Raw genomic sequence first — 15,355 nt, 5'->3', positions numbered from 1 at the left:
GTTGTCGGACATGTACGGTCAGTCAGTCTAACCGGCGCGGTGTGACCGTGGCACGGTGTGGTGGACATCTCTATTGTGGGGGCATGGCAAACGTAACCTTCAAGAACGAATCCACCACCACCGCAGGCGAGCTGCCGGCCGTCGGCGACCAGCTGCCGGACTTCACCCTCGTCGGCACCGACCTCGGTGAGCTGACCCCGGCCGACTTCGCGGGCAAGCGCGTCGTCCTCAACATCTTCCCGTCCCTGGACACCGGCGTCTGCGCCAAGTCCGTCCGCGAGTTCAACGAGCGCGCCACCTCCCTGGACAACACCGTCGTCCTCGGCGTCTCCCAGGACCTGCCCTTCGCCCACGGCCGTTTCTGCTCCGCCGAGGGCATCGAGAACGTCACCACCGGCTCCGCCTTCCGTTCCTCCTTCGGTGAGGATTACGGCCTGACCCTGCAGGGCTCCCCGCTGCAGGGCCTGCTGGCCCGCGCCGTCATCGTCGCGGACGAGAACGGCAAGGTCGTCTACACCCAGCTCGTCGACGAGATCACCGACGAGCCGGACTACGACGCCGCGGTCAACGCCCTCTCCTAGACCCCCGTCCGAGCCCCGGTCACCCGTAGCGGTTGGCCGGGGCTTCCTGCTGTCTGTCATGATGATCTGCATGACCCGTTCGGAGAGAAACAGTCTCGTTGCGATCCTCACCGCGATCGTCCTCATCATCGGCGGTATCGTCGCCGCCGTGGTGCTGGGGGTGCGTGGTCCGGACGACGGGCAGGACCTCGTGGCCCGGGCCGCCGAGACTCCGACGGCCACCGCCGAGGCGGCTGGGACGGCGGACACGACGGTCGAGGAGACCCCGGATCCGCTGGCCGACGCACGGCTCAACCGCGTCACCGCCGGCCCGGCACCGGCGGCCACGGACTCCTGGGGTGGGGTCGAGCATGTCCGCAGCTGGGAGGGGGAGTTCACCGTGTGGCGCGGGGGACTGCCGCAGATCATCCTCGGCCCCGCCGGCAACTGGTTCCCGGCCGGGCAGCCGGGCTGCGGTGACGGGGTGTACCTGGTGGAGTTCGCGGGCGTCGACAAGCAGTCGCCCCTGCAGGCCTCCCTCGTGGACGCCACCGGGGTGACCACCCATGAGGCGGAGGCCGCCGCCGGGTGGATGCTTCTCGACGACTGCCACCTGCCCTACCTCACCCTCGAGGCGGGTGGGGAGGTTCCGCAGGTCGAGGTGACCTACGAGGTTCACGAGTACCAGCCCGCGGGCTAGACTGCCTGGCATGCAGCTCCACGGATTCACCGCCGGCCCGTACCAGACCAACACCTTCGTCGTCGTCAACGACGGGAAGGCGGGTGTCATCGACCCCGGCATGCACGCCGCCCGGCAGGTCATCGCCCTGCTCGAGGAGACCGGCGCCGAACTCAGTGAGATCGTGTGCACCCACGGCCACATCGACCACGTCCGCGAGGCCGGTGACCTGGCGAAGCGTTACGGCGTGCCCGTCCACCTCCACCCCGCGGACCAGTTCATGCTCCACGAGGAGGGCATCCTCCCGCAGTCGCGCGTCCTCTTCGAGGTGAAGAAGATGGTGCCCATCGAGGACCTGCGCGACCTGCACGACGGGGACACCGTCACCCTGGCGGGCGTGGAGCTGCGGGTGGTCCACGCCCCGGGCCATTCGCCGGGTTCCGTCCTGCTCGTCCACGAGGACTTCTGCTTCACCGGCGACGTCCTGTTCAAGGGTTCCATCGGCCGTACCGACTTCGACTCGTCCTCGCCCGCGGACATGGACGCCACCCTCCGCGGACCGGTGTGGGACCTGCCGGACAGCCTCCAGCTGTTCCCCGGCCACGGCGACATCACCACCATGCGCGCCGAGCGGCAGACCAACCCGTTCCTGCGCATGCTGGGTCGCTAGGTAAGGTATGTGGCCGTGACCGAGAAGAAGCAGAAGTTTGCCGCCCTGTCCGCACCCAAGGGTGTGCCGGACTACGTCCCGCCGGTGTCCCCGGTGTTCCTGAAGGTGCGCGACACCTTCATCCACCAGGCGCATCTCGCCGGGTTCCAGCACATCGAGCTCCCCGTCTTCGAGGACACCACCCTGTTCGCCCGCGGCGTCGGTGAGTCCACCGACGTGGTGAGCAAGGAGATGTACACCTTCGCGGACCGGGGCGGCCGTTCCGTCACCCTCCGCCCGGAGGGTACCGCCGGAGTCGTGCGCGCCGTCATCGAGCACAACCTCGACCGCGGCCAGCTGCCCGTCAAGCTCAACTACGCCGGCCCCTTCTTCCGCTACGAGCGTCCGCAGGCCGGCCGTTACCGCCAGCTGCAGCAGGTCGGCGTCGAGGCCATCGGTGTCGACGACCCGGCCCTCGACGCCGAGGTCGTCGCCCTGGCCGACCGTTGCTACCGTTCCCTGGGGCTGCGGGACTTCCGTCTGGAGCTCACCAGCCTCGGCGACAGCACCTGCCGCCCGGAGTACCGGGAGAAGCTGCAGCAGTTCCTCCTCGGCCTGCCGCTCGACGAGGAGACCCGCGCCCGCGCGGAGATCAACCCGCTGCGCGTCCTCGACGACAAGCGCCCCGAGGTCCAGGAGATGACCGCCGACGCGCCGCTCATGCTCGACCACCTCTCCGTCGAGGCGCAGGAGCACTTCGAGACCGTCACCGGGCTTCTCGACGACATGTCCGTCCCCTACGTCATCAACCCGCGCATGGTCCGTGGTCTCGACTACTACACCAAGACCTGCTTCGAGTTCGTCCACGACGGACTCGGCGCCCAGTCGGGCATCGGTGGCGGCGGGCGTTACGACGGCCTCATGGCCCAGCTCGGCGGCCAGGACCTCTCCGGCATCGGCTACGGCCTCGGCGTCGACCGCACCGTCCTGGCCCTCGAGGCGGAGGGCGTGACTCTCGACGGGGTGGAGCGTCGCGTCGACGTGTACGGCGTGGCCCTCGGAGCCGCCGCCAAGAAGGCGATGGCGCTGCTCATCAACGAGCTGCGGGCCGCCGGCCTCTCCGCCGACATGGCCTACGGCGACCGGGGTCTCAAGGGCGCGATGAAGGGTGCCGACCGCGCCGGTGCCCGCGTGGCTCTGGTCCTCGGCGACCGGGAGCTCGAGGAGGGCACCGTCGCCGTCAAGGACCTGGCGGCCCACACGCAGGAGGACGTGGCGCTCGACGCGGTCGTCGGGCAGCTGCGCGCCGCCCTGTCCTGAGGGGGAGTCAGTCGAGGGTGGCCGGCAGGCCCCCGCGCAGCAGTGACTGCGCGTCAGTGGCCTCCCGCAGGGCGGTGACCACCGCCGGCGGCATGTCGGTGTGGACCGTCGGCAGGTTCCGCTCGAAGGGCGGCTGCAGGGCCCGGGTCTGCCAGTCGTGGCCGGAGTGGCGCGGGTCGCTCTCCGGGTAGCGGGGGTCGACGAGGAGGAAGCCGCCGGTCTCGGAGATGTCGGGGGCCCACACCGTGGCGATGCCGTGCAGCACCGTCTGCCCCGTCTCGGTGTCCACCTGCTGGTGACGCAGGCCCGCGGGGATGCCGGCCGCCCGGTAGAGGGCGGCGAGCAGGGCGGCCTGGGCGTGGCAGATGCCCTCGCCGGCCTGCAGCGTCTCGGAGGCGCTGACGGCGACCCCGGTGCCGCCGGTGTCCGCCGGGTGGGTGATGCGGTCGCGCACGTACTCGAAGACGTTACGCACCGTCTGCGGCGGGGTGGCGCCCGTCAGCGTCCGCGCGAGGGCGACGATGTCGGGGTGGTCGGAGTCGATGACCGTGGTGGGGGAGAGGAGTTCGGCGTCAAGATGCATGGCCGCATGATAGCCAAACCCTCTCCGGGGTCGGGTCACATGCCGTCGTGGCCGCGCAGCAGCTGGGAGAACGGCACGAGGTTCTCGGCGGGGTCCACGCCCGTGAGGCGGCGGGTGGCCTGCCCGGCGGAGGTGACCCCGCCCAGGCCGCCGACGCTGGCGGAGGCGACCATCTGGTCCGCGAGCTCGGCGGCGGCGCGGTTCACGCGGGCGTCGAGAAGCGATCCCTCCTCGGAGCCGAAGTCGTCTGTCGCGGCGAAGACGCCGGTGGGCACCACGAAGGCACGCATGTAGGTGAGCAGCGGACGGATCGCGTAGTCGAGCACCAGGGAGTGACGTGCGGTGCCGGCGGTGGCGGCGATGATGACGGGCATGCCGTTGAGGGCGTCCCGGTCGAGGACGTCGAAGAACGTCTTGAACAGTCCCGAGTAGCTGGCCTTGAACACCGGCGTGGCCACGATGAGGCCGTCGGAGGCGGAGACGAGTTCCTTCGCCTCGTCGAGGGCGGGGGAGGACATGCCGGTGGTCAGGGCGCGGCCCAGGTCGTTGACCAGTTCGCGCAGCTCGATGACCTGGATCTGCAGGTTCTCACCCCGCGCGGAGACCGCGGCCGAGGTGGCCGCGGCGATCTGGTCGGCGACCTGGCGGGTCGTCGACGGGACGCCCAGGCCGGCGGAGATGACGGTCAGGGTACGCACTACTTGGCCTCCTCTGCGGACTCACCCGGGGAGACCCGGAAGTGCGGGGAGTTGCGGTTCTCCTTGAGCGACGCGTGCGTCGGCGGGTTGGAGGGGACGTGCTCCGGGCGGCGGGCCTCCATGCGGCGGCGCAGCTCGGGGACGACCTGGGTGCCCAGGATCTCGATCTGGTCCAGGACGACCTCCAGCGGCAGGCCGGCGTGGTCGACGAGGAAGAGCTGGCGCTGGTAGTCGCCCACCCAGTCGGCGAACTCCATCGTGCGGTCGATGACCTGCTCGACGGTGCCCACCGTCAGCGGGGTCATGTCGGTGAACTCCTCGAGGGAGGGGCCGTGGCCGTACACCGGGGCGTTGTCGAAGTAGGGGCGGAAGAAGTCCTTCGCGGCCTGCTCCGTCTCGCCGATGAACACCTGGCCGCCGAGGCCGACGATCGCCTGGTCAGCCTGGCCGTGGCCGTACTGCTCGTAGCGGCGACGGTAGATGTCCACCATCTTCGCGGTGTGCTCCTTGTTCCAGAAGATGTTGTTGTGGAAGAAGCCGTCGCCGTAGTAGGCGGCCTGCTCGGCGATCTGCACGGAGCGGATCGAGCCGTGCCACACGAAGGGCGGGACGTCGTCCAGCGGTGCCGGGGTCGCGGTGAAGCCCTGCAGTGGGGTGCGGAACTGGCCCTGCCAGTTGACCACCGGCTCACGCCACAGGCGGCGCAGGAGGTGGTAGTTCTCGATCGCCAGCGGGATGCCCTGGCGGATGTCCTGGCCGAACCACGGGTAGACGGGGCCGGTGTTGCCGCGGCCCATCATGAGGTCGACGCGGCCGTCGGCGAGGTGCTGCAGGTAGGCGTAGTCCTCGGCCAGGCGGACCGGGTCGTTGGTGGTGATGAGGGTCGTCGCGGTGGAGAGGATGAGCTTCTCGGTCTGGGCGGCGATGTGGGCGAGCAGGACCGGGGGATTGGCGGGGGCGACGAAGGGCGGGTTGTGGTGCTCGCCGGTGGCGAAGACGTCGAGGCCCACCTCCTCGGCCTTCCGGGCGATGGCGAGGGTCGCCTTGATCCGCTCGTGCTCGGTGGGGGTCTGGCCGTTGGTGGGGTCCGTGGTGACGTCGCCGATGGTGAAGATGCCGAACTGCATGGTGGGTTTCTCCTCAGTTGTTTCGCTAATGGCCCCCACTGTATGTGACATGTCAACATCGTGTCAAGGTGTCACCTCCGGACTACGTCGCCACGGCCTCCATGAGCACCGCGATGTCCGACCCGCCGATGACACGGATCGGCCGCTGGTCCTTGCGGCCGTGCTCGGTGATGATCGCCGCCCGTGGCATCGACCCGTCCTTCTTCGGCGTCGTCAGGGCGTCGATGGCCTCCTGGGCCAGCACGTCACGGGGGAGGAACAGCGCCCGGTCGTTGTCCTCCGCCCAGTCGAGCACCTCGGCGATCGTGCGGGCGTCGAGGTGGTCGTTGTCGTCCAGGTCCGCGGCCACCCACCGCGCGATGGTGTTGGTGGTCAGGATGCCGATGCAGCGGCCGTCGTCGTAGATCGGCAGCTGCGAGATCGTCGTCGAACGGATGATGCGCAGGGCCTCCCGGATGTCGTCGTCCGGGGCGACGGTACGCACCTCATGATGACCGAGCACCCCCAGGGCCGTCGGCGGATCGCGCAGGATGTCCCGGATCCGCTCGATGTCACGCACCGTCTCCTCCAGCGGCTCCGCGATGGGCCGCATGTCCTCGGTGTAGCGCCCGTGGCTGATCGCGTTGCGCAGCTCCGCGAACTCCTTGAGGTCACCCGCGTGATCCTCCGAGATCAGGTGCCGACGCACCGCCTGGTCCACCATCCACCGGAAGTTGTCGGACTTCTTCGCGTTCAGCAACTCCCGCAGATAGGCCTCGATGTCGTTGAAGGCCGCCAGGAAAGGGATGGCGCGGTTGGTAGATGTCTGCTCACTCACACTTCTCAGGGTAGTGAGAAGATGAGAACCATGGCTGATTTCACCCGCGCCGACCTCGACGCCCTCCTACGGGAGGCCGACGACGTCCTGCACCGTGCCACCGAGGCGTCCCGGCGTATCGACGCCCCCCGCCTCACCCCGGACACCCGCGGCGCCGTCGCCCTGGGGGAGACCTGCCACCTCCTCCCGCCGGGGGCGGTCACCTGGCCCGCCGGCTTCTACTCCTCCGTGGAACTCGACCGCCTGCCCAACTCCTGGGGGCGCATCCGCCAGTACCTGGCGGCCGCCGCCGTCCTCACCTCCCTCCGGAGCCAGGCTGAGGGGGCCGCGCCGGGTCTGCTCGGCAGACTCTTCGGCGGCGCCCGGCTGGCCCAGGCGCGGACCGCGGCCACCGACCTGCAGGCGCGCCTGTACGACCACTCCTTCCGCGCGCTGGACCTGGACATCCGCACCTACCTGGACATCGCCGGACAGGCCGACCAGTTGCAGTCCCGCGGCGTGCACCTCCACCCGGGCAGCCACGGCACGCCCGAGCACCTGCTGGCGGCGGCGCGGGAGCGGGTGGGCAAGGCCCTCGGCGCGTCGGGCCGGACACTGCACCAGCACGACGCCACACGGCAAGCGGACGTGCTGTCCCGGGCGCGTGCCCTGGCCGCCGACCCGCACTCCGAGCCGGCGCTGCGGCAGCAGGCCGAACGGCTGCTCACGGCCCTCACCGCGGAGAGGGCGGAGATCCTCCTGCGGCAGCTGCCCGTCGACGCGCTGCGCACCGCCACCAACGAACGCCTGCGCTTCGCCGGGCTCGAGGACATCGGCGTGTTCACCGTCGCCGACGTCCTGGCCATGCCCACCGGCCGCCTCACCCAGATCCAGGGCATCGGTGCGACCACCGCCCGCCGCCTGCGCGCGGCGGCGGAGACGCTGCGGCAGGAGGCCGTCGGCACGCACACCACCGGCATCGGCGACACACCCACCCGGGCGGCCACCGGACTGGTCCGGCTGCTGGCGCAGTTCGACCAGATCAACGTCCTCGACGAGATCCAGCGCGCCCGCCGCCGCCGCATCCTCGCGTACGCGGAGAAGGTTCCCGCCACCGGTGGACTGTGGGACGTGCTCGCCGACCCCGGCTCACCCGAGTGGCGTGAGTTCAGCGACGACATCGACTGGGCCCAAGTCAACCCCGACATCCTCGCCCCGGCCCGCCCGGTGAGCCTCTCCGGGGACACGTGGGCCGACTACCTCAGCCGACCCGCCCACTACCAGGCGCTGCTGGCCACCCTGCTCGACCTGGAGGTCGAGGGCGGCGACGACCTGGCGGCCGACGTCCTCGAGCGGATCCGCGCCCTCCGCCTCGACCGGACCCACCTGACCGACCTGCACCTGCGCGGCTACCAGTCCTTCGGCGCCCGCTTCACCCTCGTGCAGGAGAAGGTCATCCTCGGCGACGACATGGGCCTGGGCAAGACCGTCCAGGCGCTGGCCGCTGCCGCGCACCTCTACGCCGAGGGGCGGCGGCACACCCTCGTGGTGTGCCCGGCGTCGGTGATGACGAACTGGGAGCGCGAGTCCCGCCGCTTCACCGACCTGCCCGTCTACCGTGCCCACGGTACCGACCGCGTCGACGCCGTCCGGGCGTGGGAGGAGACCGGCGGCATCTGCCTGCTCACCTACGACGGCGCGCGCACCACGCAGCTGCGCCACCCGGACTTCGTCGTCGTCGACGAGGCCCACATGATCAAGAACCCCTCCACCGGCCGCACGAAGGCGGTGCGCCGCTTCATCGACGCCGCCTCGCACGCCCTGCTGCTCTCCGGCACGCCGCTGGAGAACCGCGTCCAGGAGTTCGCCACGCTCGTCGGCTTCGTGGCCCCCGACCTGCTGACCACGGGCATGTCGACGATGCAGGCCGCGGACTTCCGCCGGCACATCGCCCCGGCCTACCTGCGCCGCAATCAAGCCGACGTCCTTGACGAACTCCCCGAGCGCCTCGAACAGACCGACTGGATCGACCTCACCCCGGCCGACCACCGCCACTACGCCGAGGCCGTGCGCGCCGGGAACTTCATGGCCATGCGCCGCGCCGCCATGACCACCCCGAAGGCGGTGCCCGCGAAGCTGGAGCGCATCCGCGAGATCGTCGAGGAGGCCGCCGAGGCCGACCGGCGCGTGCTCATCTTCACCTACTTCCTCGACGTGCTCGACCGCCTCGAGGAGGAGCTGGGGGACCGCGTCGTCGGGCGGCTCTCCGGGCAGGTCTCCCCGGCCGCCCGTCAGGAGCTCATCGACGACCTCGCGGCCGCCCCCGCCGGCTCGGCCCTCATCGCCCAGATCACCGCGGGCGGCACCGGACTCAACATCCAGGCCGCGTCCGTGGTCATCCTCGTCGAGCCCCAGGTCAAGCCCTCGATCGAGGCGCAGGCCATCGCCCGCGCCCACCGCATGGGGCAGACCTCCACGGTGCTGGTGCACCGCCTCATCGGCGACGACACCGTCGACGAGCGCATGGTGGAGATGCTCGCCGGCAAGACGCAGCTTTTCGACGCCTACGCCCGCCCCTCAGAGTCCGCGCAGGTGGACGACGCCGTGGACGTCACGGAGGGACAGCTCGCGGAGGCCATCATCAGGGCGGAGCGGGAGCGGCTGGGCTTCAGCGGGCCGGAGGCAGCAGCAGGGCCGTCACCAGACGGTCGGTGACGTCCGGGTCGAGATCGAGGACCCCGCTGATCGGGGGGCGGGTGATCACGATGAGCTGGGCCATGAACTGCGGCCCGCTGAGGGAGGGGTCGGCCAGCCCCGCCTCCTGGGCGCGGCTGAGCAGGTCGGAGATGCTGCCCGCCAGCTCGTCGCGGACGGCGTTGACGGCCGGGGGCAGCTCGGTGAGGTGCTCGGGGGCCAGCGCGGGGACGAGGGGACCGACGCCGAGGTCGACGAGGCCGCGCACGAATCCCTCCCAGGCGGCGGCCGGGTCGTCCGCGAAGTCGGCGAGCGCCTGCTGGGCGATGGCGACGGCCCGGCGCAGGGCGGAGGCGGCGCACTCGACCATGAGCTCCTCACGGTCGGCGAAGTTGCGGTAGAGCGTCGCGATCCCGACCCCCGCCTTCTTCGCGACCGCCTCGAGGGTGACCTCCGCGGGGTGGGTGGTGCAGAAGAGCTCGGTGGCGGCGTCGATGAGCAGGCGGCGGCGGACTAGGGCATCGGCTCGCATGGGTGCCTCCTTGACAATCGGGGTTCAGGGGAGAACTATAGCGCTCCAGAAGTGATAGTTAATCCTCCGCTTAGCAAAAAGGACGTGACCACCGTGGATTACCTCCGCACAGTCGACCTCACCGTGGGGGAGGACCAGACCGGCGGGCCGTGGACCTTCACCACCGGCCCCGGACTCACCCTCCTCCACACCGCGCGGGAGAACTACGCCACCGCGCTGAGCCTGACGCTGGCGGGGCGTCGGAAAGCACGGGGCGGCAGCGTCCACCTCGGGGAGGCGACCGCACCCCGCGACCTGTTCCCCCGGGTGGCGCTCGCCGGCGCCACCCCCGTCGACAGCCTGGAACGCCTCGTGCCCGTGCGCGACGTCGTCCGCGAGCAGCTCGCCTGGTCGCGCCCCTTCTGGCGGCCGATCCCGCGCGACGTGTTCTCCGACGACCGGGTGGCCACCCTCTGTGACCGGCTCGACCTCGACCCCGACCCCCGGACCCCGGTTCAGGACCTGCCCGTCTCCGAACGGTTCGCCCTGCGGATCATGCTGGCCCTGCTGGCCCGGGAGAACGCCTCCGCCCTGGTCGTCGACGACATCGACCAGCTGCGCTCCCTGGAACTGCGCGACCGCATGATCGCCCGCCTCCGGCCCCTGAGCGGGGACCTGCCGGTGGTGGTCAGCACGGTCAACCCCGTCGAGCCGGACACGGACGACCGGTACGTCCCCCTTCTCCCCGAGCTGACCGAGGTGGCCTGACATGTCGCTCCTGCACATCGGCACCGAACTCCGCCGCTTCCGCCGCGGCACCCTCCCGCCGCTGGCGCTGGTGGTGATCATGTGCCTGCCGCTCATCTTCGGCGGACTGTTCGTGTGGGCCTACCAGGATCCGGTCGGTCACCTCGACCGGCTGCCGGTCGCCCTGGTCAACTCCGACGACGGCGAGATCGGCGGGGAGATCGCCGACGCGCTCGTCGACGCTGAGGCGGTCGATCTCCACCTCGTCCCCGCGGAGGAGGCCCGGGACGGCGTCTCCGACGGCAGCTACTACTTCGCCGTGGAGATCCCGCGGAACTTCAGCCACGCCGTGACCAGCCTCGACTCCGGGGCTCCGGAGCAGGCGACCCTCAACGTGGCGTTCAACAACACCAACGGCCTCATCCCGACGGTGCTGGGCAACCAGATCACCACGATCATGCTCGAGGAGATCAACGCGCAGCTGGGAGAGGCGATCACCAACCGTCTCCTCGTCGGCTACGGCACGATCGGCACCGGACTGGACCAGGCCGCCGACGGAGCCGGGCAGCTGGCGGAGGGGACAGGCAGTGCCGCCAGCGGTTCCGCCCGACTCGCCGCAGGCAGTGACCGGGCCCGCGCCGGTGCCGACGACCTGGCCGACGGCTCCACCCGCCTCGGGCAGGGTGCCGGTGAGGCCGCGGACGGCGCCGCCCTTCTCGCCGACGGCGCCGAGCGTCTCGACGCCGGCCTGGCGACCGCCACCGACGGCTCCGCCCGCCTCGCCGACGGCCTCGGCCAGCTGCAGGCCGCCACCGACCAACTGGCCGCCGGGGCCCGTCAGGTCTCCGCGGGTGTCGACGCCGTGGGCGGCGTCGCAGCCTCGGCGACCGCACTGCAGGACAACGTGCTCGCCCCGCTGATCACCGTGTCCACCCAGTTGCGCCAGTCGGGCCTCCCCGCCGCCGTCGGCCTGGCCGACCAGGTCGATCAGGCTGCGGCCCAGGTCCGGGAACAGGGCATCGGTGCAGAGACCGCGGGGCAGCTCACCGCGCTCCAGGAGGGCGCCCGGCAGATCGCCACCCAGCTCTCCGACCCGGACTCGGGGTACCGCAGCGGCGTGGACAACGCCGCCACCGCCTCACAGGAGCTGGCCGAGGGGCTGCGCCAGCTCCAGGACGGGTCGACCCAGCTGGTCATCGGTACCCGTTCGCTGGCCGACGGCACCAGCCGACTCGCCGAGGGCAGCACCCAGCTCACCATCGGGGCTTCCGCCCTGCGCGACGGACTGGTGGAACTGGACGCCGGCTCCCGGACGCTGAACAGCGGCCTGGGCGAACTCGACGCCGGCGCCGGGGAGCTCAGCCTCCGCCTGCGCGGGGCCGCCGAGGACGTCCCGCGCTGGGAGGGGGACTCCCTGGACGCGGGTTCCCGCTCCGCCGCGACACCGGTCACCCGCGAACTGACGGCCCACGACATGACCACCTTCGGCACCGGACTCGCCCCCTTCTTCCTCAGCCTGGCCATGTTCATGGGGGCGACCGTCATGTGGATGGTGCTCCACCCGCTGCAGCGCCGCGCCGTCGACTCCGGCACAGCCCCCTTCCGTGCCGTGCTGGCCAGCTACCTGCCCGGCCTCGTGGTCGGCACCGGTCAGGCCCTGCTCGTGTGGGTCGTGCTCACGCAGCTCATCCGCATCGACGTCGCCCACCCGGTGATGCTCCTGTTCGCCCTGTGGGGCGTGTCCGCGGTGTTCGTGGCCGTGACCCAGGCCGTCAACGCCGTCGTGGGAGCCACCGCCGGGCGTGTGGTCAACCTCATCCTCATGGGCCTGCAGCTGGTGTCCTCCGGCGGGCTCTATCCCGCGGAGACCCAGCCCGCCCTCCTCCGGTGGGTGCACACCTGGGACCCCATGACCTTCAGCGTCAACCTCTTCCGCCACACCATCATCGGTGGGTGGGGGAGCGCCGACCACCGCGCCGGGCAGGCCGTGGTCGTCCTCCTCGGCGTCGGCCTGGGGGCGTGGGTCGTCTCCTCCCTGGCCGCCCGCGGCGCCCGCACCATCATGGCCAAGGACCTGCACCCCGAACTCACGGTGTGAGTTCGGGGTGCAGGGGGCGTCGAGAAGCGGGGGCACCTAGCGGTACACGCCGCGCTCCAGGGTGTCGCAGGCGGCCATGGTGCCCTCGTTGTAGCCGGTGAGGAAGGCGTTCTGGCGCTGCTCGGAGGAACCGTGGGTCCACAGGTCCGGGCGCACCTCGCCGCCGGAGCGCTTCTGGATGTTGTCGTCACCCACGGCACGCGCGGTGTCGATGGCGCCGGCCACCTGCTCGCGGGTGATCGGCTCCAGCATGGCGTTCTCGCCCTTGTCGGCGTGGGCGACCCAGATGCCGGCGTAGCAGTCGGCCTGCAGCTCGATCTTCACGGCGTTGGAGTCCTCGCCGGGGTCGTTGTAGTTGGACAGGGACAGGGTGCCCTCCAGCTGCTGGATGTGGTGGCCGAACTCGTGGGCCACGATGTACATCTGCGCCAGCGGGGAGTTGGTGCCGCCGATGCGGTTGAGCTGGTCGAAGAAGGACACGTCGAAGTAGGCCGACTGGTCGGCCGGGCAGTAGAAGGGGCCGGTGGCCGAGGTGGCCTGGCCGCACCCGGAGGCGACCACGTTCTCGAACACGACACGGCCCGGCTCGCGGTACTCGATGCCGGCCTGTTGGGGCAGCATCGTCGCCCACATCTGGTCCACCGACTGGGCGGTGAAGTCGACGCGGCAGTCCGCGTGCTTGTTTCCGTCCTCGGGGGTGTTGCAGTGCTCGAGGGTGCTCTCGGGGCCACCGCCCGACTGTCCGCCACCGAGCATGCCGCCGATGTCGGAGGGGTTTCCACCCATCAGGAGGAACAGCCCGATGAGCAGAAGGGAGCCGATACCGCCGCCGGCGGCGATGCGTCCGCCACTGCCGCCCGTGGTGGCTCGGCGACCACCAGTGACGTTGGCGTCTTTACGGAAGGTCATGTGTTGATAATGCCATAGATCACACGTGCCCGTGGGGGAGTGGACCGGTCGGTTTCGGGGCGGGGTACACTTCCCCGGAGAACACGACTGCCCGCCGAGCGGGGGCAGTTGCCGACCATTTCTGTGACACATCCTGGAAGGACGTAGAACGAACGTGCTGCGCACTCACCTCGCGGGCGACCTCCGCAAAGAATCCGCTGGCCAGACCGTGACCCTGACGGGCTGGGTGGCCCGCCGCCGCGACCACGGAGGAGTCATCTTCATCGATCTGCGTGACCGCTCCGGCCTCGCCCAGGTCGTCTTCCGTGAGTCCGAGGTCGCCGAGCGCGCCCACGACCTGCGTTCCGAGTACTGCATCCAGGTGACCGGCGTCGTCGAGCCGCGCCCGGAGGGCTCCGAGAACCCGAACCTGGCCTCCGGCGACATCGAGCTCAACGTCACCGAGCTCACCGTCCTCAACGAGGCCGCGGCCCTGCCGTTCCAGATCGACGACTCCTCCCAGGGCGGCGAGGTCGGCGAGGAGACCCGCCTCAAGTACCGCTACCTGGATCTGCGCCGCGACCGCCAGGCACAGGCCCTGCGCCTGCGCTCCGAGGCCAACCGTGCCGCCCGTCGCGTCCTGGACAACCACGACTTCACCGAGATCGAGACCCCGACGCTGACCCGCTCCACCCCGGAGGGCGCGCGTGATTTCCTCGTGCCGGCACGCCTCAAGCCGGGCTCCTTCTACGCCCTGCCGCAGTCCCCGCAGCTGTTCAAGCAGCTGCTCATGGTCGCCGGCATGGAGCGCTACTACCAGATCGCCCGCTGCTACCGCGACGAGGACTTCCGCGCCGACCGCCAGCCGGAGTTCACCCAGCTGGACGTCGAGATGAGCTTCGTCGACCAGGACGACGTCATCGCCCTGGCCGAGGAGATCCTCGTCGAGCTGTGGAAGCTCATCGGCTACGAGATCACCACCCCGATCCCGCGCATCACCTACGCCGAGTCCATGCGTCGCTTCGGCTCCGACAAGCCGGACCTGCGCTTCGACATCGAGATCACCGAGTGCACCGAGTTCTTCAAGGACACCACCTTCCGCGTGTTCAAGAACGACTACGTCGGCGCCGTCGTCATGGAGGGTGGTGCCTCCCAGCCGCGTCGTCAGCTCGACGGCTGGCAGGAGTGGGCCAAGCAGCGCGGCGCCAAGGGTCTCGCCTACATCCTCGTCGGCGAGGACGGCGAGCTGGGTGGCCCCGTCGCCAAGAACATCACCGACGAGGAGCGTGCCGGCATCGCCGAGCACGTCGGCGCGAAGCCGGGCGACTGCATCTTCTTCGCCGCCGGCGACGCCAAGTCCTCCCGCGCGCTGCTCGGTGCCGCCCGCGGGGAGATCGCCGACAAGCTCGGCCTGATCAAGGAGGGCGACTGGGCCTTCACCTGGGTCGTCGACGCCCCGCTGTTCGAGCCGGCCGCCGACGCCACCGCCTCCGGCGACGTCGCCCTGGGCTCCTCCGCCTGGACCGCGGTCCACCACGCCTTCACCTCCCCGAAGCCGGAGTGGAAGGACACTTTCGACGAGACCCCGGGCGAGGCCACCGCCTACGCCTACGACATCGTGTGCAACGGCAACGAGATCGGCGGCGGTTCGATCCGTATCCACGAGCGTGACGTCCAGGAGCGTGTCTTCAACGTCATGGGCATCGCCCCGGAGGAGGCGCAGGAGAAGTTCGGCTTCCTTCTCGACGCCTTCGCCTTCGGCGCCCCGCCGCACGGCGGTATCGCCTTCGGCTGGGACCGCATCGTCTCCCTGCTCGGCGGCTTCGACTCCATCCGCGACGTCATCGCCTTCCCGAAGTCCGGTGGCGGCGTGGACCCGCTGACCGAGGCCCCGGCCCCGATCACCGCGCAGCAGCGCAAGGAGGCCGGCATCGACGCCAAGCCGGCCAAGCCTGCCCAGCAGGGTGGCAAGCCGGCCCCCGAGAAGGGTGAGAAGGCCTAAGCA

At 70.6% G+C, this 15,355-nt stretch carries 14 protein-coding genes; 8 read left to right on the top strand and 6 right to left on the bottom strand.

Going from position 1 to position 15,355, the window contains the following annotated elements:
* Nucleotides 1-83 precede the first annotated feature (83 nt).
* The 4 genes from tpx to hisS all read left to right on the top strand — a co-directional run bounded on the left by tpx (nucleotide 84) and on the right by hisS (nucleotide 3,208).
* The gene (gene tpx / locus B842_RS07460) at nucleotides 84-581 is read left to right on the top strand and encodes a thiol peroxidase (RefSeq protein ID WP_040085960.1); all 498 of its coding nucleotides are present in this window, start codon (nucleotides 84-86) and stop codon (nucleotides 579-581) included.
* A gap of 70 nt (nucleotides 582-651) precedes the next feature.
* The gene (locus B842_RS07455) at nucleotides 652-1,260 is read left to right on the top strand and encodes a hypothetical protein (protein WP_040085959.1); all 609 of its coding nucleotides are present in this window, start codon (nucleotides 652-654) and stop codon (nucleotides 1,258-1,260) included.
* A 10-nt stretch (nucleotides 1,261-1,270) separates the two neighbouring features.
* Complete coding sequence (locus B842_RS07450) at nucleotides 1,271-1,909, top strand: MBL fold metallo-hydrolase (protein WP_040085958.1); 639 nt, start codon at nucleotides 1,271-1,273, stop codon at nucleotides 1,907-1,909.
* 15 nt (nucleotides 1,910-1,924) lie between these two features.
* Nucleotides 1,925-3,208: a histidine--tRNA ligase gene (gene hisS, locus B842_RS07445; RefSeq protein ID WP_040085957.1), complete on the top strand. Its 1,284-nt coding sequence runs from the start codon at nucleotides 1,925-1,927 to the stop codon at nucleotides 3,206-3,208.
* A gap of 7 nt (nucleotides 3,209-3,215) precedes the next feature.
* On the opposite strand, the gene B842_RS13185 is transcribed toward hisS, so the two are convergent.
* From B842_RS13185 to B842_RS07425, 4 genes are all read right to left on the bottom strand, one after another.
* The gene (locus B842_RS13185; RefSeq protein ID WP_052437811.1) at nucleotides 3,216-3,791 is read right to left on the bottom strand and encodes a transglutaminase domain-containing protein; all 576 of its coding nucleotides are present in this window, start codon (nucleotides 3,789-3,791) and stop codon (nucleotides 3,216-3,218) included.
* Nucleotides 3,792-3,826: 35 nt separating this feature from the next.
* Entirely contained in the window at nucleotides 3,827-4,489 is a 663-nt protein-coding gene (locus B842_RS07435; RefSeq protein ID WP_040085956.1) for an FMN reductase, read from the bottom strand.
* Nucleotides 4,489-5,616 carry an LLM class flavin-dependent oxidoreductase gene (locus tag B842_RS07430; protein ID WP_040085955.1) on the bottom strand — a complete coding sequence of 376 codons (1,128 nt, stop codon included), beginning with the start codon at nucleotides 5,614-5,616 and terminating at the stop codon, nucleotides 4,489-4,491. The genes B842_RS07435 and B842_RS07430 overlap by 1 nt, the downstream gene beginning before the upstream one ends.
* An 82-nt stretch (nucleotides 5,617-5,698) precedes the next feature.
* A complete protein-coding gene (locus B842_RS07425; RefSeq protein WP_040085954.1) occupies nucleotides 5,699-6,433 on the bottom strand; it encodes a CBS domain-containing protein in 735 nt (244 codons plus the stop codon).
* Nucleotides 6,434-6,463: 30 nt separating this feature from the next.
* Between B842_RS07425 and B842_RS07420 the strand changes: the two genes are divergently transcribed.
* Nucleotides 6,464-9,127 carry a DEAD/DEAH box helicase gene (locus B842_RS07420; RefSeq protein WP_082028404.1) on the top strand — a complete coding sequence of 888 codons (2,664 nt, stop codon included), beginning with the start codon at nucleotides 6,464-6,466 and terminating at the stop codon, nucleotides 9,125-9,127.
* Here the strand turns inward: B842_RS07420 and B842_RS07415 are convergent.
* Nucleotides 9,081-9,638: a TetR/AcrR family transcriptional regulator gene (locus B842_RS07415; RefSeq protein ID WP_040085953.1), complete on the bottom strand. Its 558-nt coding sequence runs from the start codon at nucleotides 9,636-9,638 to the stop codon at nucleotides 9,081-9,083. The two genes, B842_RS07420 and B842_RS07415, sit on opposite strands and share 47 nt — an antisense overlap.
* Nucleotides 9,639-9,722: 84 nt before the next feature.
* On the opposite strand from B842_RS07415, the gene B842_RS07410 reads away from it, so the two are divergent.
* Both B842_RS07410 and B842_RS07405 read left to right on the top strand, forming a co-directional pair.
* Nucleotides 9,723-10,385: a hypothetical protein gene (locus B842_RS07410; RefSeq protein ID WP_052437809.1), complete on the top strand. Its 663-nt coding sequence runs from the start codon at nucleotides 9,723-9,725 to the stop codon at nucleotides 10,383-10,385.
* Between the two features lies 1 nt (nucleotide 10,386).
* Nucleotides 10,387-12,462: a YhgE/Pip family protein gene (locus B842_RS07405; RefSeq protein ID WP_040085952.1), complete on the top strand. Its 2,076-nt coding sequence runs from the start codon at nucleotides 10,387-10,389 to the stop codon at nucleotides 12,460-12,462.
* Between the two features lie 36 nt (nucleotides 12,463-12,498).
* On the opposite strand, the gene ypfJ is transcribed toward B842_RS07405, so the two are convergent.
* Nucleotides 12,499-13,371, bottom strand: coding sequence for a KPN_02809 family neutral zinc metallopeptidase (ypfJ, locus tag B842_RS07400; protein ID WP_040085951.1), 873 nt, complete (start codon nucleotides 13,369-13,371; stop codon nucleotides 12,499-12,501).
* Nucleotides 13,372-13,525: 154 nt separating this feature from the next.
* Between ypfJ and aspS the strand changes: the two genes are divergently transcribed.
* The gene (gene aspS, locus B842_RS07395; protein ID WP_040085950.1) at nucleotides 13,526-15,352 is read left to right on the top strand and encodes an aspartate--tRNA ligase; all 1,827 of its coding nucleotides are present in this window, start codon (nucleotides 13,526-13,528) and stop codon (nucleotides 15,350-15,352) included.
* Nucleotides 15,353-15,355: the final 3 nt, after the last annotated feature.

Origin of the sequence: Corynebacterium humireducens NBRC 106098 = DSM 45392, from assembly GCF_000819445.1 — a bacterium.
GTDB classification, from domain to species: domain Bacteria; phylum Actinomycetota; class Actinomycetes; order Mycobacteriales; family Mycobacteriaceae; genus Corynebacterium; species Corynebacterium humireducens.
This window is presented reverse-complemented; position numbering and strand designations above follow the sequence as displayed.